Raw genomic sequence first — 20,616 nt, 5'->3', positions numbered from 1 at the left:
GATGAAACAAAGAACAGGTTTTTATGCCTATTTAGCCATCGCAAGCTGTTTGGGCATTGCAGTCTCCAGGTCGGATTTACATTGGGGACTGCTTATCCTTACTCTGTTATTTTTTTATCTAATCTTCTCCTTTGGTGAAAAACCTCGAAAATTATTTTTACTGTCCATCCTTTTCACAGTGGGTTTTTCAAGCTATATGACTTACGTGGACCACCATAATATCTCCCTGCATCTTGAAGATGACACTGAATTTCAAGGTTTTGTCCATTCTCCACTTATTATGGATGGAAACAAGGCCAGTTTCCAAATGAAAAGCAACCTGAATGAAGTATTGGTGGTAGAATATTATCTGGAACAGGAGGAAGATTCACTTCAGCTTAGTGAACTGTCGATTGGGGACAAATGTATATGGACTGGTATATTGAAGAAGCCCCAACCAGTAAGTAACCCTCACGCTTTTAACTACAAAAAATATTTATATGAACAAAACATCCACTGGATTCTTTCTCTGAATACACTTCCGCAAGCATGCCTCTCCCCAACAAAAACACCCTTTTTAACATCAATAAAACAATTCAGGCAACAAGGCATAAATGAAATTAATCATTATGTGGATCAGCCCACTGCCGGTTTTATGGTTTCATTAATATTCGGAGACCGAAGCAGTATTATTCAAGACATACTTGATGCCTATCAGCAGTTGGGACTCGTCCATCTATTGGCAATTTCCGGGTTGCATGTTGGAATCATCACGGCTGCAATATTTTACTTTGGAATCAGAAGTGGATTAAGCAGGCAGTGGATGAATCTGTTATTGCTTTTCCTTTTGCCCTTGTATGTCCTCCTTGCAGGCGGCGCACCATCTGTGATGAGAGCGGCAACCATGACAGTGGTGGCGCTTACCTTGTTACTGATGAAAAAGAAGGTTTTTTCCATAGACACCATTGGATTGGCATGTATCTTTGTTTTGATTTTGAATCCATACTATCTTTATCATATAGGCTTTCAGCTTTCCTTCTCGGTCAGTCTGTCGTTACTTTTGGCATCAAGTAGCCTTCGTAAAGTGCAGAACAGCGTGGCTCAATTATTTATTGTCTCGATAATTGCCCAAGTTGCCTCCCTTCCTTTACTTCTATACCACTTTTACCAATTTTCTCTGTGGAGCCCATTTCTAAATCTGCTATTTGTACCCTTTTATTCCCTTTATGTACTTCCTGTTTCATTTTTGCTGTTTTTTATCCTTTTACTATCCCCAGATCACGTCTCCCTCTTAGTTCCCTTTTTGTCCTATCCGTTGACATTTATGAATTCATTTGCAGTTAAAATCGCTGAATTTCCAATAGGCACATTGGTGTTCGGAAAGCCTTCTATCCTTTTGATGACAGCCTATGGTTTTTCTATCATCTTCTTTTTTTACAAGTGGGAAGTTAATAAACGACGGTCTGCTGTGGTCGTTCTTATTCTGTGTTTGGTATTTCATTGGAATATCAATTACTTTAATCCTTTTGGAAAGGTAGTGATCTTGGATATTGGGCAAGGAGATGCAATATTTATACGGCTACCGTTTAATAAAGGCAGATATCTGATTGATACTGGCGGTGCGTTTAGTTTTCCGCAAGAAGAATGGGAGAAGAGGAGGAGGGAATTTCATAGCGGTTCAGATGTATTGGTCCCATTTTTGAAAGCAGAAGGAGTTAGGCGGCTTGATAAATTAATTCTGACGCATGGGGATTTTGATCATATAGGCAATGTGAAAAGTCTTTGGGGAGTAGTAGGAATAGAAGAGGTCATTGTTCCGAAAGGATTTGGTGAAGGTAAAGTTGAGCAGGAGATAATAAAAGAAGCGCAGCGCAGTGGAGTAGGTATGGGAATGGCTGTACCTAACACAGGTTGGAAGGAGGGGGAAACGAGCTTTTTATATGTACATCCTTCTCAATTATATGATAGTAAAAATGAAGGATCTATTGTGCTTTTTGCTGTGTTGGGTAAAAAAAATTGGCTTTTTACTGGTGATATCGGGGAAGAAGGAGAACGGGACTTAATACATCACAATCCAAACCTTAAGGTGGATGTACTGAAGGTTGGTCACCACGGAAGTAACACCTCATCAACTGCCGGTTTTCTTGATACTATTCGTCCCGATGTTGCCATTATTTCAGTAGGAAGAAATAACCGGTTTGGACATCCGCACGAAGATGTTCTCGAACGTTTATCACATGTGAAGGCAAAAGTGTATCGGACAGACCTTCAAGGTGCAATTCTCTTTGATTTTACACATCGGGGAGGAACGTTTTCCACCCTAATCCCATAGGATACAGTATCAAAAATGAAAAAGAGACTGCACCATGTTAGTCGCAGTCTCTTTTATAGCGAAGCTTTTGAGTTATCCTCATTCTTTTCACAACTGGCTTTGGAAAAGAATCACGACGGTATGTATCGTTATGCCGTCATTAAGATCCTAGGTACTGAATCAATGTTGCCATTGCAAAGATTGTTGCGAAAAAACCGAAGGATACGATAAAACCGACACCAGAATCAACTGCATCGTTACGTTTACTTTGGACGCTTTTCTCAAATTCGTTCATAAGTATCCCTCCTATCACACATTAGTATAAGCTATACGGCAAAAAAAATCCACCAGACATTTTTGCTTTTCCTCCATTGACAAGAGTTGTCACAAATAGTTCGCAATTTAGAGGAGAACATAGTATTACACCCAAACGGGGCAATCGTTGACGGGCGAGTTACCTGGGGCTTGCATCGTTAACGTTTATATAAAATGGAGATTAGTTCTTTGTAGGTGAGAACTAGTCTCCTTTGCATTTTTCTCTGGCTTTGATGCTTGTCAATCAACATAATTCTCATGTACGATAAGGGTATACAGAAACAGATGACGGGAGCAAAAAAATGGGAATGGAAGCATTAAAGAAAATAAAGGCTAAACACTTTGCGCCAATATACTTATTGTTGGGAACGGAAGCTTTCTTAATGAAAGAAATTAGAGACTCCATTATAGAACATGCGCTAAACTCGGAAGAGCATGACTTTAATCTTTCTTATTATGATATGGAAGAACAACCAGTAGATGTGGCTATTGAAGATGCAGAGACATTGCCTTTTATGGGAGAAAGAAGAGTGGTGGTCTTATCAAATCCATTCTTTCTAACTGCAGAAAAAAGTAAAAGTAAAGTCGAACATAATACAGACCGATTTCTTGCATACATACAAGAAGCTGCACCTTATACCATATTTGTTATACAGGCCTCTTATGAGAAGTTGGATGAGCGGAAAAAAATAGTGAAACAGCTAAAAAATCAGGCTGAGGTTATTGAAGTTCAGCCATTAGCAGAGCGAGACCTCAAGACGTGGATGAAGGAAAAAGCGATGCAAAATGGAGCGGATCTAAGTGATATGGCAGCAGAAGAACTTTTGAAAATTGCCGGTGTCAATCTTTCGGTTCTGTCTCAGGAAATTAATAAAATGGCGATGTATATTGGTGTTTCTGAGCCTGAGATTTCCGTTGATACTGTGAAGTTATTGGCAGCTAAATCTGTTGAACATTCGGTATTCGAATTGATTGAAAAAATGGTACATAGGCAAGTGGACCAAGCATTAGAGTTGTTTTATGATTTGGTGCGCAACAACGAAGAGCCAATCAAACTGCACGCGTTGATTGCCAATCAGTTCCGTTTGTTGTATCAAGTAAAAGATTTAAGTGAGCAAGGCTATAGTCAGCAAAAGATGGCTGGAATTTTAAGAGTGCATCCTTACCGTGTTAAGCTTGCATCCCAGCAAGGGCGATACTTTGAACGAGCAGAATTGATGAAAATGGTAGACGATCTTGCAGAGGCTGACTATTTAATGAAGAGTGGGAAAATAGATAAACAGCTGGCGATGGAGATGTTGCTGATTAAACTTGCGCCGGTGAAATGAACTAATTGAATAAGAAGACACGTCTAGCTGCCGAACGATTTGATGTTCGGTGGTTTTTGTGTTGTTAAGGGGTATTGGGATTAAGTGCTATTGGGAATTGGAGTGTTGAGGGACGTTATTTAACAAAAAGGGTAGTTTCTTGGTCATTTTGAGCTTCTTCGAAAGTGTTCGGACAACTTTTTCGTTGGTTCGGTCAACCATTTAGCTATTTCTAAGGGGGTTCGGACATTTACACCACCTTGTTCGGTCAATATTTATGTCGGTTCGGCCATTTGAAAAATTGGTTCGGTCAAATAGCTAGAATCTTCGGTCAACTTAGCGAAAACTTCGGCCAACTTCGCGGAAACTTCGGTCAAAAACCAAAAATCTTCGGACATTTGGACTTCTCACCACCTGGAAAGCAGAAAACCACAGTATCATAAGGTATTCGACATAAATCAAAAAAATCCTTTGGGGGTCTGACCCCCAAAGGACAAAAAATAAAAAAACGACCCGTCCGGATCGCCCTTTTATTATGCAGTAGCTCCGTTTACTTTTTTCGCTAGGCGAGATTTTTGACGGTTTGCTGCATTTTTGTGGATGATACCGTTTTGCGCAGCTTTGTCTAAACGTTTAGCAGCTTCTAGGTAAGCAGTTTTTGCACCTTCAACATCGTTGTTAGCAACAAAAGCTTCTACTTTCTTCACAGCAGTACGCATAGAAGACTTGATAGTAGCGTTATGAGCACGACGTGCATCGTTAGTTTTCACACGTTTGATAGCAGATTTAATGTTTGGCATATCTTTCACCTCCATACAATTCGACGATCGAGATTATATAAACTCGACATTTCTTTACTTATGAGAACAAGTGATATTTTATCAAATCCATAATGATTATGCAATAGGGAGTCAAGGGAATTTTCTTGAATGTTATTTACGCGGGTTTTCCAATGCATGAAAAAAGAATGTAAGGTCAAAATAAAACTAAAATTTGGCAATGCTGGAGGCGTGCATCAATGACTCAACCAAAACCGCAACAACCTTTGGATTTAAGTAAATACGAAGTAAGAACCGATTTGGCAATTGAAGCCAATCAGATGGCAATTGAAAAACAAAACCGTCAAAATGGGATAAACCAGAACCAGCAAAATCTAAATGAATCAAATGAAAGCGATCAAACATCACAACCAGTTTCTTCCATCGAGGGTGTAGTGGTAAAGGAAAGGCAAACAGATGGAGTTAATATCACCACTGTCACTATATCCGACAAAGGGGCAGAGATGACTGGAAAGAAACCAGGTAATTATCTTACGCTTGAAACAACGGGGATTCGCCAAAAGGACAGTGACCTTCAAAAAAAGGTAGAAGCAGTCTTTGCTAAAGAATTTAGTGCATTCCTAAACTCGCTTAATATCTCTAAAGATGCAACTTGTTTAGTAGTGGGGCTTGGGAACTCGAATGTGACGCCCGATGCACTTGGTCCTTTAGTATGCGAAAACCTATTAATTACAAGACATCTTTTTCAACTGCAGCCAGAATCAGTTCAAGATGGATTTAGACCGGTAAGTGCGATTATCCCTGGAGTTATGGGAATTACTGGTATTGAGACGAGTGACATTATTGTCGGTGTGGTGGAAAAGACAAAACCTGATTTTGTCATTGCTATTGATGCTTTGGCAGCGCGATCGATTGAGCGTGTGAATGCGACTATCCAGATCTCCGATTCCGGCATTCATCCAGGATCGGGTGTGGGTAACAAACGCAAAGAACTTAGTTTGGAAACACTGGGAATTCCGGTTATTGCTATTGGTATTCCGACTGTAGTCGATGCTGTATCAATGGCAAGTGATACGATTGATTTCATTTTGAAGCATTTTGGAAAAGAGATGAAAGAAGGCGATAGTCCTTCTAGGTCTCTTGCGCCTGCTGGTATGACGTTCGGAGAAAAAAGGAAGCTTACCGAAGAGGATCTTCCAGGGGAGGAACACCGAAAAAATTTCCTTGGGATGGTGGGGACGCTTGAAGAAGAAGAGAAGCGGAGATTGATCCATGAGGTTCTCTCGCCTCTTGGTCATAACTTGATGGTAACACCAAAAGAAGTGGATGATTTTATAGAAGATATGGCAAATGTCATAGCAGAAGGGTTAAATGCTGCTCTTCACTATCATGTGAATCAAGATAATGTAGACGCATATACTCACTAAACGGCATAGTTCTACTTTTCACCCTTTCGCATACATATAGTAGCAACAAGTATGTGAAAGGGTGAGAAAATGAAGGGCTACCGCTCCTCACGCATAGTAATATTAAATGGGACAAGCTTAAAAAAATCAGTCGTAGCAGTGATCTTAGGATTTATTCTCGTCTTTGCGGTATCCGGTGTCATGACTTCTCTAAAACCAGAATATCGAGTCAGCTCCAGCTCCATTCATGAGTTTTCCAAACGATTCTCAGGGGAGTCGCTGTTACATATATTCGGGTATACTAATGCCTATTTTACGCAAGGTCTTTCAAGTGAAGCAAAGGCGCCAAACTATGCTTCCGCCTTGTTTGAGCTTACGACAAGTCTCAACTTAGATGACCCGCGCAGCCTTATTCGTAATGAAATTCCAGGTTTTGCTCATTATGATGGAGAAATTTTAGTTGCGGGGTCGGGTGTCAATTATACGGATATGCCGGTGGAATCATCTCCTCCGATGGAAGTGTTGCTAGAAGAGAGACAAGCTTCCATCATTGAAATTGAAGAAGAAGGGGAAGATACGCCTCCACCAGCACAGACTACAGGAGACAAGCGAACTGTTTTTATCTACCACTCTCATTCGAGGGAATCATTTTTGCCTTATTTGGAAGGCGTAACAAGTCCAAATGCTGCCAGTCACCCTGAAGTAAATGTGACACGACTTGGTAAAAAACTTCAAGAGGAATTGATTCAACGTGGAATTGGGACGGACATAGATACAACGGATACCGCGTTGGCTTTGAAAAATAGAGGATGGGTATATGGACAATCCTACGATGTAACAAGGCCAATCGTCGAAGAGGCGATGGCAGGCAACCAAGACCTGAACTACCTGATTGACGTTCACCGAGATTCCGGAAGAAGAAAAAGTACAACGATGGACATTAACGGTGTTCCGCATGCTCGTTTATATTTTGTTATAGGAAAGAAAAATCAAAATTTTGAAAAGAACCAATACTTGGCTGAGCAGATTCATAATAAACTGGAAAAACTGCACCCTGGTTTAAGTAAGGGTATATTTGTTCCACCAGCTGTCGAAACTCGTAATGGCATATACAATCAAGATCTTTCTCCTAATTCTATGTTGATAGAGGTCGGAGGAGTAGATAATACGTTTGAAGAGATGAACAGAACACTTGAGATTTTTGCTGAAGTTTTCGGGGAAATCTACTGGAAGGCAGAAAAGGTAGATGGGACACCTGAAGAGGACGCACAATGATAAATAAGAAGGAGCTGAAAGTGCGATGAAGAGGTTTATGGTCAAATGTTTATTCATTTCCCTGGTATTGTTTCTTGGAGTGCTTTTAGGGATGCAACAGGCCAATGACGGAATGCGGAAGATGAAGGGGTATGATGATCCAGCCTTTCAAGAAGAAGTATTTCATGTAGCGGAATCCGCTGAAGGGTATAATGGTACAATTCTTGGTCGTCAACTGGACACTGAAGATATGAAAGAAAAACAAGAAAAGTTAGAAGGTATCAAAGCATACAATGTCTTCTCATCTGCCGGTAAAAAGTTAGCAGACGGAGTCTCTGGAATAATGAGCGGACTCTTCAACAAAGTCCAAGACACGGTCGAAGAGAAAACAGGCTGATTAACAGCGGTGTCGGATAAAAAAGATGCTTCCACCATTTTCTCCTAGGTGGAAGCATCTTTTTATCTGTGAAAACCCAAACCGTTCAAATTTCATTGAATCTTCTTGTCCGTATTGATATAATCAGAAATAGTGTACGTTGCCGAAAGTGTAGGAGTGAAACAGATAATGAACAGAGAAGAACGGTTAAAACGACAATCAAAGATAAGAAACTTTTCCATCATCGCCCATATTGACCATGGGAAATCAACATTAGCAGACCGTATTTTAGAAAAAACGTCTGCATTGACTCAAAGGGAAATGAAGAATCAATTGCTTGATTCCATGGACCTTGAACGTGAACGCGGGATTACGATTAAATTGAATGCCGTTCAATTACGATATAAAGCAAACGATGGCGAAGAATATATTTTTCATCTTATTGATACGCCTGGACACGTCGATTTTACATATGAGGTTTCCAGAAGTTTGGCTGCATGTGAAGGAGCGGTTCTTGTCGTGGATGCGGCACAAGGAATTGAAGCTCAGACATTAGCAAATGTGTATTTGGCACTTGATAATGAACTCGAGATCATGCCTGTTATCAATAAAATTGACCTTCCAAGTGCCGAGCCAGAGAGGGTTCGTCAGGAGATTGAAGATGTTATCGGACTTGATGCATCTGACGCTGTTTTGGCTAGTGCGAAAGCAGGTATTGGTATAGGTGAAATCTTAGAACAGGTAGTGGAGAAAATTCCTGCCCCTCAAGGTGACCCAGATGCACCGTTAAAAGCATTGATTTTTGACAGTCTTTTTGATCCATACCGCGGGGTGGTAGCTTACATCCGTATCGTGGAAGGTACTGTTAAAGTCGGGGATAAAATTCGTATGATGGCTACCGGCAAAGAGTTTGAAGTAAATGAGGTTGGAGTGTTTACTCCGAAAGCCGTCCAGCTAGATGAACTAACAGTCGGAGATGTTGGTTTCCTGTCTGCATCCATCAAAAATGTTGGAGACACGCGTGTCGGTGATACTATCACTCATGCGAAAAATAGAGCGGCGGAACCTCTTCCAGGTTACCGTAAATTAAACCCAATGGTGTTCTGTGGATTATATCCAATTGACTCTGCAAAATTTAATGATTTGCGTGAAGCCCTTGAAAAGCTTGAACTTAACGACTCTGCGCTTCAATATGAGCCGGAAACTTCCCAAGCACTAGGCTTTGGTTTCCGTTGTGGATTCCTTGGATTACTTCACATGGAAATTATCCAAGAACGTATTGAGCGTGAATTCAATATTGATTTGATTACAACAGCACCTTCCGTTATCTATCATGTACATTTAACAGATGGGGAGGAATTGCGTGTGGACAACCCGTCTAACATGCCAGATCCTCAGTCGATCGATCGAGTAGAAGAGCCTTATGTAAAAGCTACAATCATGGTGCCGAATGATTACGTTGGAGCAGTTATGGAATTATGCCAAGAAAAGCGTGGAAACTTCATTGACATGCAGTACTTGGATGATATTCGCGTGAGCGTTATTTATGAAATTCCATTAGCAGAAATTGTTTATGATTTCTTCGATGCGTTGAAATCCAATACAAAAGGTTATGCATCATTTGATTATGAACTAATTGGATACAAACCTTCACATCTTGTTAAAATGGACATCCTGCTTAATGCTGAGAAGGTTGATGCCCTTTCCTTTATTGTTCACCGCGATTCTGCTTATGAGCGCGGGAAAATCATAGTGGAAAAGCTAAAGGAACTTATTCCAAGACAGCAATTCGAAGTACCAATCCAAGCGACAATTGGTCAGAAAGTTGTTGCAAGGTCAAACATTAAAGCGATGCGTAAAAACGTTCTTGCAAAATGTTACGGAGGAGATATCTCCCGTAAACGTAAGCTTTTAGATAAGCAAAAAGAAGGTAAAAAACGCATGAAGCAAGTCGGATCCGTTGAAGTACCGCAAGAAGCATTTATGGCTGTCTTGAAAATGGACGACAATGCCAACAAAAAATAATAACAAAAATACCGCAGCTCAATCTGCGGTATTTTTTTCATACATGCGCCACATGTGATAAGCTAACAGGTACGAAGTAAACAACGAAAGTGTGATCTTATGATTAAATCAGCCTATATCCATATTCCTTTTTGTGAACATATTTGTCACTATTGTGATTTCAACAAAGTATTCTTGAAAAACCAGCCTGTTGATGAATACTTGGCATATATGGATACAGAAATGAAAAATACCATAGAACGACATCCTGCCGCAGGACTACAAACAATCTTTGTCGGCGGGGGAACACCAACTGCTTTGAATGAGAAGCAATTGGCATACTTGCTTGAATCGGTTCAAAAACATTTTCCGGTAAAACCTGAAATGGAATACACATTTGAAGCCAACCCTGGTGATTTGTCTCTGGATAAGCTCCGTCTCCTTAAAGAAGGTGGTGTAAACAGGCTCAGTTTTGGCGTGCAAAGTTTCAATGATGATCTTTTGAAAAGAATCGGGAGGTCCCATAGAAAAGCAGATGTTTTTAAATCCATCGAACATGCCAGACAAGCAGGTTTTGAAAATATCAGCATTGATTTAATTTACAGTCTCCCTGATCAAACAGTGGCTGATTTTAAGGAAACACTCCATACAGCTTTTTCGTTAGAGATGGAGCATTATTCTGCTTATTCCTTGATTATTGAACCCAAAACTGTTTTCTATAATCTGATGAACAAAGGAAAGCTTCCATTACCAACTCAAGAAGAAGAAGCGGAAATGTACGAAGTGCTATTGGATGAGATGGAGAAAAACGGCTATCAGCAATACGAAATTTCCAATTTTGCTAAAAGGGGTTATGAAAGCAAACACAATATTACGTATTGGGACAATGAAGCTTATTATGGAATAGGAGCAGGTGCTCACGGATATATAGATGGAGTGAGAATTGCCAATCATGGTCCGTTGAAAAAGTACATGGATTCTATAGAAGATACGAGGTTTCCGTATAAGGATCAGCATAAGGTAACAAAAACGGAGAAAATGGAAGAAGAAATGTTCCTTGGGCTTAGGAAAAATGAGGGAGTCTCTTGCTTTATATTCAAGCGTAAATTTGAAGAAGATTTGTTGACAATTTTTAAGGATCCCATTGAAAAAAATCTTAAAAAAGGCCTATTAGAACACGAAAATGACCATATACGCCTTACGAGAAAAGGGAAATTTCTAGGTAATGAAGTTTTTCAAGCTTTTATTGGTGCGATCTGATTGACATGTGAATAGGTATTTGGTAATTTATTTATAGAATTAGCACTCGATGAATAGGAGTGCTAACAGAGGTGATGCTGAGTGCTTACAGAACGACAGTTGTTAGTCTTGCAAGTCATAATTGACGACTTTATCCGATCTGCACAACCTGTTGGCTCCAGAACGCTTTCCAAGAAAGATGAAATTTCGTTCAGTTCAGCCACTATCCGAAACGAGATGGCAGATTTGGAGGAATTAGGATTTATTGAAAAAACACATACTTCCTCAGGAAGAGTACCGTCAGAAAAAGGGTACCGCTATTATGTGGATCACCTGCTTTCTCCCGAAAGGCTGACAAAGCGGGATGTATTTGAAATTAAATCCATCTTTCGCGAGCAAATATATGAATTAGAAAAAACGGTTCAAAAATCAGCCCAGATTCTTTCTGATCTGACTAAATACACATCCATTGTCCTTGGACCGGGTGTAAGGGATCACAGGCTTAAAAACCTTCAAATTATTCCGATTAATGCAGAGCAGGCAGTTGCCATCATTGTAACGGATACCGGCCATGTGGAAAATCGAATGTTTTCGTTTCCTGCCACTATGGACTCATCTGATATACAAAAAATGGTCAATATCTTAAATGAGCGCTTAATCGGAGTGCCCCTATCAGAGCTTATCAATAAGCTGTATAAAGAAGTGGCAACCCTTTTAAGGTCTCATATCGGAAACTACGAAAATATTCTGCAATCCTTAAGTTCCACTCTTTACATGGAAGAAAAGGATAGGGTGTTTTTCGGTGGCAAAACGAACATGTTTGCCCAACCCGAATTTAATGACATCAACAAGATTCGTTCATTGATGTTATTAATAGACCAAGGCAAGGACCTGTCTCAGCTTATTCGTGCAAAAGAAGCTGGCATCCATATAAAGATAGGCAGTGAGAATAATATTCCTGGGATGGAGGGCTGCAGCATCATTTCAGCCAGTTATTCCATCGGACCCGAACAGCTAGGCACCATCGCTTTGCTTGGTCCAACCAGAATGGAATATTCCCGTGTCGTCAGTCTCTTGCAACTTGTCAGTTCCGACCTATCACAGGCGGTCAATAAACTGTATCAAAAGGACTGAGCATGGAAATATTGTTAGAGGATGGAGTTCTTGCTCCGTCCTATCACCATGCAAAAACATCATGATTTTTACACTTTGAGGGAGGTGAAACCATTGGTAAACGAGAACAACGAACAAGCAACAGTTGAAAATGAAGAAGTATCAACAGAGGAAACAGAAGAAACGACGGAAAAAGTTGAAGAAGTAGTTTCTGCAGAACAACAAAAAATTTCTGAATTAGAAGCTAAGCTTGAGGAGTCGGAAAACCGCCTACTTCGCTTACAAGCCGATTTTGATAACTACCGTCGTCGAGTGAGACTTGACCAAGATGCTGCACAGAAATACCGTGCACAAAATCTTGTTACAGATATACTTCCTGCTCTTGATAACTTTGAGCGTGCGCTTAAAGTAGAATCAGAGGATGAGAAAATCAAAACATTTTTACAAGGCATGGAAATGGTGCACCGTCAGTTAGTGGAAGCACTAAAATCTGAAGGACTAGAATCTATCGAAGCAGTTGGACAGTCATTCGATCCACACCTACACCAAGCAGTCATGCAGGTGGAAGAGGGAGAAGCAGAATCCAACACTGTTTTGGAAGAGTTCCAAAAAGGGTATAAGCTCAAAGATCGCATCATCCGCCCATCCATGGTAAAAGTAAAGCAATAATTTAAAATATAAAAAACTACATATTAATGTAAGTTGCAATAGGAGGAAAAACAAAATGAGTAAAATCATCGGTATTGACTTAGGTACAACAAACTCATGTGTAGCTGTGCTTGAAGGCGGCGAACCAAAAGTAATCCCTAACCCAGAAGGTAACAGAACAACTCCATCTGTTGTTGCTTTCAAAAACGGCGAACGCCAAGTAGGGGAAGTGGCAAAGCGTCAATCTATCACAAACCCTAACACAATCATGTCTGTTAAACGCCACATGGGTACAGACTACAAAGTAGAAGTTGAAGGAAAAGAGTACTCTCCACAAGAAGTATCTGCCATCATCCTTCAACACTTAAAAGGCTATGCAGAAGAGTATCTTGGAGAAACAGTTACAAAAGCTGTTATCACAGTTCCTGCTTACTTCAATGATGCAGAGCGTCAAGCTACAAAAGACGCTGGTAAAATCGCTGGTTTAGAAGTAGAACGTATCATCAACGAACCAACTGCTGCAGCACTGGCATACGGTCTTGATAAAATGGACGAAGATCAAACGATCCTTGTTTATGACCTTGGTGGCGGAACGTTTGACGTTTCTGTACTAGAGCTTGGAGATGGCGTATTCGAAGTACGTTCTACAGCTGGTGACAACCGTCTTGGTGGAGATGACTTTGACCAAGTTATCATCGATTACCTTGTAGCAGAATTCAAAAAAGAGAACGGCATCGACCTTTCTAAAGATAAAATGGCATTACAACGTTTGAAAGACGCAGCGGAAAAAGCGAAAAAAGACCTTTCTGGAGTAACAAACACACAAATTTCCCTGCCATTCATCACAGCTGGAGAAGCTGGACCGCTTCACTTAGAAGTAAGCATGTCTCGTGCGAAATTTGATGATCTAACTGCTGGACTTGTAGAACGTACAATGGGTCCTGTTCGTCAAGCATTGCAAGATGCAGGTATCTCTGCTTCTGAACTTGACAAAGTTATCCTTGTAGGTGGATCTACACGTATTCCTGCTGTACAAGATGCAATCAAAAAAGAAACTGGTAAAGACCCACACAAAGGGGTTAACCCGGATGAAGTAGTTGCACTAGGTGCAGCAATTCAAGGTGGAGTACTAACTGGTGACGTGAAAGACGTAGTACTTCTAGACGTAACACCACTTTCTTTAGGAATCGAAACAATGGGCAGCGTGTTCACAAAGCTTATTGAAAGAAACACGACTATTCCTACAAGTAAGTCTCAAGTGTTCTCTACAGCAGCTGACAACCAAACAGCGGTAGACATTCACGTACTTCAAGGGGAGCGTCCAATGGCAAGCGACAACAAAACATTAGGTCGTTTCCAATTGACAGATATCCCGCCAGCACCACGTGGAGTTCCACAAATTGAGGTTTCTTTTGACATCGACAAAAACGGTATCGTAAACGTTCGTGCGAAAGACCTTGGAACAAACAAAGAGCAAACAATCACCATCAAGTCTTCTTCAGGACTATCCGAGGACGAAATCAACCGCATGGTTCAAGAAGCGGAAGAAAATGCGGATGCAGATAAAAAGCGTAAAGAAGAAGTAGAATTACGCAATGAAGCAGATCAGCTTGTATTCACTACTGAAAAAACACTTAAAGAAGTAGAAGGTAAAGTGGAAGAAGCAGAAGTGAAAAAAGCAGAAGAAGCTAAAGAAGAATTGAAAGCAGCTATTGAAAAAGGCGACCTGGAAGAAATCCGTACGAAAAAGGATGCCCTTCAAGAAATCGTCCAACAGCTTTCCATGAAACTTTACGAGCAAGCTGCACAAGCACAACAAGCCGCTCAAGGAGCAGAAGGTGCTGAAGGCGCAGCAAACAACGACGACAACGTTGTCGACGCAGAATACGAAGAAGTAAACGACGATAAAAAATAAGATAAAGTCCTAGGGCTTTTCTGATAAAGATAAAAAGAAAGTCGAAGCCATGGCTTTGGCTTTCTTTTTATGTAATGAGATAACCCCTTGTTGCCTGTAGTGCAAGATGTGAGACTCCTGAGGGAGATAGCGGTAGTTTGAGACCCCGCAACGAAGTGAGGAGGCTCAAGCACCGCCCCTAGGAAAGCGAACATCTGGAACGAAAGGCAACAAGGAGGTCAACCAGTTAGAGGTGTTAAGCACATAACTTTTATTGCTTTTTCCCTCTTTCAGGTGATACAATAACCTTTATGTGAATGAAACGGGAGTGGGTATTTAATGAGTAAACGCGATTACTATGAAGTGCTTGGCGTCAGTAAAAGCGCGTCGAAAGATGAAATAAAGAAAGCTTACAGAAAGCTATCCAAACAATACCATCCGGACATCAATAAAGCAGACGATGCAGCGGACAAATTTAAAGAAATTAAAGAAGCTTACGAAGTACTAAGCGACGACCAAAAGAAAGCGCACTATGACCAATTTGGACATACAGACCCTAACCAAGGCTTTGGCGGTGGCGCTGGATTTGACGGAGGCTTTGGCTTTGAAGATATTTTTGAAACGTTTTTCGGTGGTCAAGGTGGAGGCAGAAGACGTCGTGATCCAAACGCTCCAAGACAAGGGGCAGACCTACAATATACAATGACCCTTTCTTTTGAAGAAGCAGCCTTTGGAAAAGAAACAACCATTGAAATTCCTGTGGAAGAAACATGTGATACCTGTTCAGGTACAGGTGCAAAACCTGGTACAAAAGTGGAAACATGTTCGCAATGTCGTGGAACAGGTCAGGAAAGTGTAGAGCAGAACACTCCATTTGGACGAATCGTTAATAGAAGAACTTGTTCCAAATGTAACGGCTCTGGGAAATCTATTCCTAACAAATGTACAACATGTCATGGCGCAGGCCGTGTGAAAAAGCGCAATAAAATTAAAGTCAACATCCCTGCCGGTGTGGATGAAGGTCAACAATTACGCGTTGCAGGAAAAGGCGAAGCTGGTGTGAACGGTGGACCTGCAGGTGACTTATATGTAGTCTTCCATGTTCGCAGACATGAATTCTTTGAGCGTGATGGCGATGATGTGTATTGTGAAATGCCTATTACTTTTGCGCAAGCAGCACTTGGTGACGAGGTAGAAGTGCCAACATTGCACGGAAAAGTGAAACTGAAAGTACCGGCCGGAACACAAACTGGCACGAATTTCCGCCTAAAAGGCAAAGGAATTGCCAATGTACGTGGCTATGGTCAAGGAGATCAACATATTAAGATCAGAGTGGTGACCCCTTCAAAACTTTCAGAAAAACAAAAACAATTAATCCGTGAATTTGCCGAAACAAGCGGGCAAGCTCCGGATGAACAAGAAGATAGTTTTTTCTCAAAAGTCAAACGTGTTCTAAAAGGTGAATAACAAGTATCAATAGCTTTTATGAAGCTAGGATTGGAGTTGGTATGTATGAAATGGTCAGAAATTAGTATCCATACAACAAATGAGGCGGTGGAACCGATATCCCATATTCTTCACGAAGCAGGAGCAAGTGGGGTGGTTATAGAGGATCCATTCGAACTTACTAAAGAAAGAGAAGATCAATTCGGAGAGATATACCAACTCAATCCAGATGATTACCCTGAAGAAGGCGTTGTAATGAAAGCCTACCTGCCTGTAAACAGCTTTTTAGGTGAAACGGTAGAAGGTATAAAGGATGCAATCAATAACCTTTTAGTCTATGATATTGATCTTGGATTGAACAACATTTCCATCAGTGAAGTGAACGAAGAAGAATGGGCTACAGCATGGAAAAAGTACTACAATCCAGTCAAAATATCTGAAAAGTTCACAATCGTTCCTACCTGGGAAACCTATGAGCCTGTCAGCTCCGATGAGAAAATCATTGAGCTCGACCCGGGAATGGCGTTTGGAACGGGCACCCACCCAACAACGGTACTCTGCATCCAAGCAATAGAACGAACAGTCAAATCTCAAGATAAAGTCATTGATGTAGGTACGGGTTCTGGTGTTTTAAGTATTGCAGCAGCCATGCTAGATGCAAAGGAAGTACTTGCTCTTGATTTAGATGATGTTGCAGTCGAATCTGCAAAACTCAACATCAAGCTGAACAAAGTGCATCCAACAGTGACGGTGAAACAGAATAACTTGCTTAAAAATGTAGAAGGCCCAGTTGACGTGGTTGTTGCTAATATTTTGGCCGAGGTTATTGTCCGTTTCACTGATGATGTATACCGCGTGTTGGATAACGGTGGGACATTCATTTCTTCCGGTATCATCAGTATGAAAAAGCAAGAAGTGAAAGATGCCCTTATTAAGTCAGGTTTTAAAATACAAGAAACGATGATGATGGAAGATTGGGTCGCATTTATCGCCAAAAAAGAAGAATAAGCGAGGGTGAAGATGGTGCAACGTTATTTTGTTAACTCTAATCAAATAGATGAAACATCTATTACCATAGCAGGGGAAGATGTCCATCATATAACACGGGTTATGAGGATGAACGTGGACGATCAAATTCTATGCAGTTGTTCGGAAACCAGGCAGACGGCCCTTTGTAAAATTGCTGAAATTACCAATGATATGGTAGTAACAGATATTGTAGAATGGAAAAAGGCTGAAACGGAAATTCCGGTTCGTGTAACGATTGCGAACGGGCTGCCTAAAGGGGATAAATTGGAGCTAGTGATACAAAAGGGAACAGAACTCGGAGCAGAATCGTTTATCCCTTTTAATGCTGCTCGTTCCATTGTGAAGTGGGACGAAAAGAAAGGCAAAAAGAAAGTAGAACGCTGGAATAAGATCTCTAAGGAAGCGGCTGAGCAGTCTCATCGTTCCATGGTGCCTGTGGTTGAGGAACCTGCTTCTTTTGCCCAACTTTTAGAGAAAAGTAAAGACTATACTTATAAAATGGTTGCCTATGAAGAGAGTGCAAAAGAAGGAGAGCGTTCTTCTTTTGCAAACATTCTAAAAAGCTTGCAACACAGCGAATCAATTCTTTTTGTATTCGGTCCTGAAGGGGGCCTTACGGATAAGGAAATTGATAAACTGGTGGAACATGGGTTTGTTCCTTGCGCGCTTGGGCCTAGAATATTAAGAACGGAAACGGCGCCGCTTTATGCGCTTGCCGCAATTTCGTATCATTTTGAATTAATGTGAGGTGGAAAACATGCCAACTGTTGCCTTTCACACACTAGGGTGTAAAGTGAATCATTATGAAACAGAAGCTATATGGCAGCTTTTCAAAGCAAATAATTATGAACGTACAGAATTTGAAGGTACGGCAGATGTGTATGTCATCAATACCTGTACCGTTACAAATACTGGAGATAAAAAAAGTCGTCAGGTAATCCGTCGTGCTATCCGAAAGAATCCTGACGCTGTTATCTGTGTAACTGGATGTTACGCACAAACGTCACCTGCAGAAATTATGGCTATTCCTGGAGTAGATGTAGTCGTGGGAACACAAGACCGTGTGAAAATGCTTGATTACATTGAGCAGTTCAAACAAGAGCGTCAACCTATAAATGGCGTCGGCAACATTATGAAGGCTCGTGTCTATGAAGAGCTTGATGTACCGGCATTTACTGACCGTACGCGTGCTTCTTTAAAAATCCAGGAGGGTTGCAACAATTTTTGTACATTTTGTATCATCCCTTGGGCTCGCGGACTTATGCGTTCCCGTGACCCACAAGAGGTAGTTACACAAGCACAACAATTAGTCAATGCAGGATATAAGGAAATTGTTTTGACTGGGATTCACACAGGCGGTTACGGTGAAGACATGAAGGATTATAACTTTGCCATGCTTCTTCGTGAATTGGATGAAAAAGTGGAAGGCTTAAAGCGTATCCGCATCTCCTCCATCGAAGCAAGTCAAATTACCGACGAAGTAATCGAAGTTCTAAACAATTCCGAAAAAATCGTACGCCACCTTCATATTCCAATTCAATCAGCGTCCAATACTGTATTGAAAAGAATGCGCCGTAAATACACGATGGAATTCTTCGCAGAACGCTTGGACCGCTTGAAAGAAGCTTTACCTGGACTTGCGATTACATCCGATGTAATTGTTGGATTCCCTGGTGAAACAGAAGAAGAGTTTATGGAAACGTACAATTTTATTAAAGAGCATAAGTTCTCGGAACTGCACGTATTTCCGTACTCTAAACGTACAGGAACTCCAGCTGCAAGAATGACGGACCAAGTGGATGAAGAAGTGAAAAACGAGCGAGTTCACCGCTTAATTGCACTTTCTGATCAACTGGCAAAAGAATATGCTTCCACTTTTGAAGACGAAGTGTTAGAAGTCATTCCTGAAGAAATATACAAAGAAGCACCAGATCAAGGCTTATATGTTGGCTACACAGACAACTATCTAAAGGTTGTTTTCCCTGCAACGGAAGAAATGGTCGGAAAGCTTGTAAAAGTAAAAATTGTAAAAGCTGGATATCCTTACAACGAGGGACAATTCGTTCGCGTCCTTGAAGATGCGCCACGACTTGAAGAAGAGAATATTCGTCTGAGTTCATAAGAAAATATAGAGAGTGATTCCATAATTTTGGAGTCACTTTTTGTCGTGAAGAAAAAGTTGCGGGCAATACTAACATTGTACTCGCCAAAATAATTGAAACATGTTATGATGTTAGAGGTCAGACCTCTTAACTTGAAAGGAGTATGAACATGCATACAAATATTGGAGAAATGATTGATCATACATTATTGAAAGCCGATACAAAGAAAGAACAAGTTGAAGTACTTTGCCAAGAAGCAAGAGAATACAACTTTGCATCTGTCTGTGTTAACCCAACTTGGGTAAAAACATCTGCAGAACTTTTAAAAGGAAGCAATGTTAAAGTATGTACAGTAATTGGGTTCCCTCTTGGAGCAAATACTCCTGAAGTGAAAGCGTTCGAAACAACTAACGCAATTGAAAACGGTGCCACTGAAGTGGATATGGTTATCAACATCGGCGCACTTAAAGACGGTGACGATGAGCTAGTAGAAAGAGACATCCGTGCAGTAGTAGAAGCTGCCAAAGGTCGCGCTTTGACTAAAGTAATCATTGAAACTTGCCTGCTTACAAACGAAGAAAAAGTAAGAGCATGCCAACTAGCTGTTAAAGCTGGAGCTGACTATGTGAAAACTTCAACTGGATTCTCTACAGGAGGAGCAACTGTTGCAGACATCGCTCTTATGAGACAAACTGTAGGACCTGAAATCGGAGTAAAAGCTTCCGGTGGTGTACGTGATGCAAAAGGTGCGGAAGAAATGATCGCAGCTGGAGCGACACGTATTGGAGCAAGCTCTGGAATTGCTATTGTTAAAGGATTAACAGCTGATACGGATTACTAAGATGTGTGAAAAGCACTCTCGTGAGCATTCCTGCTTGTGGGAGTGCTTTTTGGGTTTTCTTTTTCTATGTGACCTAATAGTAGTTTACATAATCATAGGGATGGATGTGCAGGAGGGGCGAATAGAAGATTCTATAAGCAAAATATGTTATAAAAATTGGGAAACGGTCGAATAGAGGGGTTTTATAAGCGCGAATAGGGTAGAAATCTTGGTATATGGTTTTATTGAAGTAAATAAAAGGAAACTCATAGCCCGAATAGATACAATAGCTCGTAAAACGGTAGCAGAGAACGCTTCTCTACGCTCAAACAGGCAACAGGTCTCGTAAAACGGTAGTAGAGAGCGCTTATCTACGCCCAAACAAGCATCAGATCTCGTAAAACGGTAGCAGAGGACGCCTCTCTACGCCGAAACAGGTAACAGATCTCTACAAATGGTAGCAGAGAGCGCTTCTCTACGCCCAAACAAGCAACAGATCTCTACAAACGGTAGCAGAGAGCGCCTCTCTACGCCCAAACAGGCAACAGATTTCGTAAAACGGTAACAGAGAGCGCCTCTCTACGCCCAAACAGG

17 protein-coding genes are annotated in these 20,616 nt (G+C 41.0%); 15 read left to right on the top strand and 2 right to left on the bottom strand.

Annotated features, from left to right (window positions below; translation table 11 throughout):
- Position 1: 1 nt before the first annotated feature.
- Complete coding sequence (locus tag AAV98_RS08255) at positions 2-2,311, top strand: DNA internalization-related competence protein ComEC/Rec2 (protein WP_060665091.1); 2,310 nt, start codon at positions 2-4, stop codon at positions 2,309-2,311.
- Positions 2,312-2,450: 139 nt separating this feature from the next.
- Here the strand turns inward: AAV98_RS08255 and AAV98_RS19925 are convergent, their stop codons facing one another.
- The gene (locus AAV98_RS19925) at positions 2,451-2,585 is read right to left on the bottom strand and encodes a YqzM family protein (RefSeq protein WP_010196171.1); all 135 of its coding nucleotides are present in this window, start codon (positions 2,583-2,585) and stop codon (positions 2,451-2,453) included.
- Between the two features lie 322 nt (positions 2,586-2,907).
- Here AAV98_RS19925 and holA point away from each other — a divergent pair, with 322 nt between their 5' ends.
- Positions 2,908-3,933, top strand: a complete 1,026-nt coding sequence (holA, locus tag AAV98_RS08250; protein ID WP_060665090.1) for a DNA polymerase III subunit delta — start codon at positions 2,908-2,910, stop codon at positions 3,931-3,933.
- 512 nt (positions 3,934-4,445) lie between these two features.
- Here the strand turns inward: holA and rpsT are convergent.
- Positions 4,446-4,712, bottom strand: a complete 267-nt coding sequence (gene rpsT / locus AAV98_RS08245; RefSeq protein ID WP_060665089.1) for a 30S ribosomal protein S20 — start codon at positions 4,710-4,712, stop codon at positions 4,446-4,448.
- 218 nt (positions 4,713-4,930) lie between these two features.
- Here rpsT and gpr point away from each other — a divergent pair, with 218 nt between their 5' ends.
- The 13 genes from gpr (at position 4,931) to deoC (ending at position 20,043) form a co-directional block, all read left to right on the top strand.
- Positions 4,931-6,118, top strand: a complete 1,188-nt coding sequence (gene gpr / locus AAV98_RS08240) for a GPR endopeptidase (RefSeq protein ID WP_060665088.1) — start codon at positions 4,931-4,933, stop codon at positions 6,116-6,118.
- A 69-nt stretch (positions 6,119-6,187) separates the two neighbouring features.
- Positions 6,188-7,372: a stage II sporulation protein P gene (gene spoIIP, locus AAV98_RS08235; protein WP_060665087.1), complete on the top strand. Its 1,185-nt coding sequence runs from the start codon at positions 6,188-6,190 to the stop codon at positions 7,370-7,372.
- 25 nt (positions 7,373-7,397) lie between these two features.
- Positions 7,398-7,748: a DUF3679 domain-containing protein gene (locus AAV98_RS08230; protein ID WP_060665086.1), complete on the top strand. Its 351-nt coding sequence runs from the start codon at positions 7,398-7,400 to the stop codon at positions 7,746-7,748.
- A 168-nt stretch (positions 7,749-7,916) separates the two neighbouring features.
- Positions 7,917-9,752, top strand: coding sequence for a translation elongation factor 4 (lepA, locus tag AAV98_RS08225; protein WP_060665085.1), 1,836 nt, complete (start codon positions 7,917-7,919; stop codon positions 9,750-9,752).
- 99 nt (positions 9,753-9,851) lie between these two features.
- Entirely contained in the window at positions 9,852-10,991 is a 1,140-nt protein-coding gene (gene hemW, locus AAV98_RS08220) for a radical SAM family heme chaperone HemW (protein ID WP_060665084.1), read from the top strand.
- 81 nt (positions 10,992-11,072) lie between these two features.
- Complete coding sequence (gene hrcA / locus AAV98_RS08215; protein WP_060665083.1) at positions 11,073-12,104, top strand: heat-inducible transcriptional repressor HrcA; 1,032 nt, start codon at positions 11,073-11,075, stop codon at positions 12,102-12,104.
- Positions 12,105-12,152: 48 nt separating this feature from the next.
- Positions 12,153-12,752 (top strand): nucleotide exchange factor GrpE, encoded by a 600-nt coding sequence (gene grpE / locus AAV98_RS08210; RefSeq protein ID WP_060665176.1) that lies wholly within the window; start codon positions 12,153-12,155, stop codon positions 12,750-12,752.
- Positions 12,753-12,807: 55 nt separating this feature from the next.
- Positions 12,808-14,646 (top strand): molecular chaperone DnaK, encoded by a 1,839-nt coding sequence (gene dnaK, locus AAV98_RS08205; RefSeq protein WP_060665082.1) that lies wholly within the window; start codon positions 12,808-12,810, stop codon positions 14,644-14,646.
- A gap of 318 nt (positions 14,647-14,964) precedes the next feature.
- Positions 14,965-16,092, top strand: coding sequence for a molecular chaperone DnaJ (dnaJ, locus tag AAV98_RS08200; protein WP_060665081.1), 1,128 nt, complete (start codon positions 14,965-14,967; stop codon positions 16,090-16,092).
- A gap of 45 nt (positions 16,093-16,137) precedes the next feature.
- Positions 16,138-17,079 (top strand): 50S ribosomal protein L11 methyltransferase, encoded by a 942-nt coding sequence (prmA, locus tag AAV98_RS08195; RefSeq protein ID WP_060665080.1) that lies wholly within the window; start codon positions 16,138-16,140, stop codon positions 17,077-17,079.
- A gap of 15 nt (positions 17,080-17,094) precedes the next feature.
- On the top strand, positions 17,095-17,847 hold the full coding sequence (locus tag AAV98_RS08190) for a 16S rRNA (uracil(1498)-N(3))-methyltransferase (protein ID WP_060665175.1): 753 nt from the start codon (positions 17,095-17,097) through the stop codon (positions 17,845-17,847).
- A gap of 10 nt (positions 17,848-17,857) precedes the next feature.
- The gene (mtaB, locus tag AAV98_RS08185) at positions 17,858-19,222 is read left to right on the top strand and encodes a tRNA (N(6)-L-threonylcarbamoyladenosine(37)-C(2))-methylthiotransferase MtaB (protein WP_060665079.1); all 1,365 of its coding nucleotides are present in this window, start codon (positions 17,858-17,860) and stop codon (positions 19,220-19,222) included.
- A gap of 149 nt (positions 19,223-19,371) precedes the next feature.
- On the top strand, positions 19,372-20,043 hold the full coding sequence (gene deoC, locus AAV98_RS08180; protein WP_060665078.1) for a deoxyribose-phosphate aldolase: 672 nt from the start codon (positions 19,372-19,374) through the stop codon (positions 20,041-20,043).
- Positions 20,044-20,616: the final 573 nt, after the last annotated feature.

Origin of the sequence: Bacillus sp. CHD6a, from assembly GCF_001293645.1 — a bacterium.
Classification (GTDB): domain Bacteria; phylum Bacillota; class Bacilli; order Bacillales; family Bacillaceae_I; genus Sutcliffiella_A.
Note: the sequence above shows the minus strand (reverse complement) of the source record. Positions and strands in the feature narration are given on the sequence as shown.

What these genes read in the sequence shown, in the direction of transcription:
- AAV98_RS08230 (WP_060665086.1), top strand. Translation starts at nt 7,398, where the DNA reads ATGAAGAGGTTTATGGTCAAATGTTTATTCATTTCCCTGGTATTGTTT.
- deoC (WP_060665078.1), top strand. Translation starts at nt 19,372, where the DNA reads ATGCATACAAATATTGGAGAAATGATTGATCATACATTATTGAAAGCC.
- AAV98_RS19925 (WP_010196171.1), bottom strand. Translation starts at nt 2,585, where the DNA reads ATGAACGAATTTGAGAAAAGCGTCCAAAGTAAACGTAACGATGCAGTT.
- hemW (WP_060665084.1), top strand. Translation starts at nt 9,852, where the DNA reads ATGATTAAATCAGCCTATATCCATATTCCTTTTTGTGAACATATTTGT.
- spoIIP (WP_060665087.1), top strand. Translation starts at nt 6,188, where the DNA reads ATGAAGGGCTACCGCTCCTCACGCATAGTAATATTAAATGGGACAAGC.
- rpsT (WP_060665089.1), bottom strand. Translation starts at nt 4,712, where the DNA reads ATGCCAAACATTAAATCTGCTATCAAACGTGTGAAAACTAACGATGCA.
- grpE (WP_060665176.1), top strand. Translation starts at nt 12,153, where the DNA reads ATGCAAAAACATCATGATTTTTACACTTTGAGGGAGGTGAAACCATTG.
- mtaB (WP_060665079.1), top strand. Translation starts at nt 17,858, where the DNA reads ATGCCAACTGTTGCCTTTCACACACTAGGGTGTAAAGTGAATCATTAT.
- holA (WP_060665090.1), top strand. Translation starts at nt 2,908, where the DNA reads ATGGGAATGGAAGCATTAAAGAAAATAAAGGCTAAACACTTTGCGCCA.
- dnaK (WP_060665082.1), top strand. Translation starts at nt 12,808, where the DNA reads ATGAGTAAAATCATCGGTATTGACTTAGGTACAACAAACTCATGTGTA.
- AAV98_RS08255 (WP_060665091.1), top strand. Translation starts at nt 2, where the DNA reads ATGAAACAAAGAACAGGTTTTTATGCCTATTTAGCCATCGCAAGCTGT.
- gpr (WP_060665088.1), top strand. Translation starts at nt 4,931, where the DNA reads ATGACTCAACCAAAACCGCAACAACCTTTGGATTTAAGTAAATACGAA.
- dnaJ (WP_060665081.1), top strand. Translation starts at nt 14,965, where the DNA reads ATGAGTAAACGCGATTACTATGAAGTGCTTGGCGTCAGTAAAAGCGCG.
- lepA (WP_060665085.1), top strand. Translation starts at nt 7,917, where the DNA reads ATGAACAGAGAAGAACGGTTAAAACGACAATCAAAGATAAGAAACTTT.
- prmA (WP_060665080.1), top strand. Translation starts at nt 16,138, where the DNA reads ATGAAATGGTCAGAAATTAGTATCCATACAACAAATGAGGCGGTGGAA.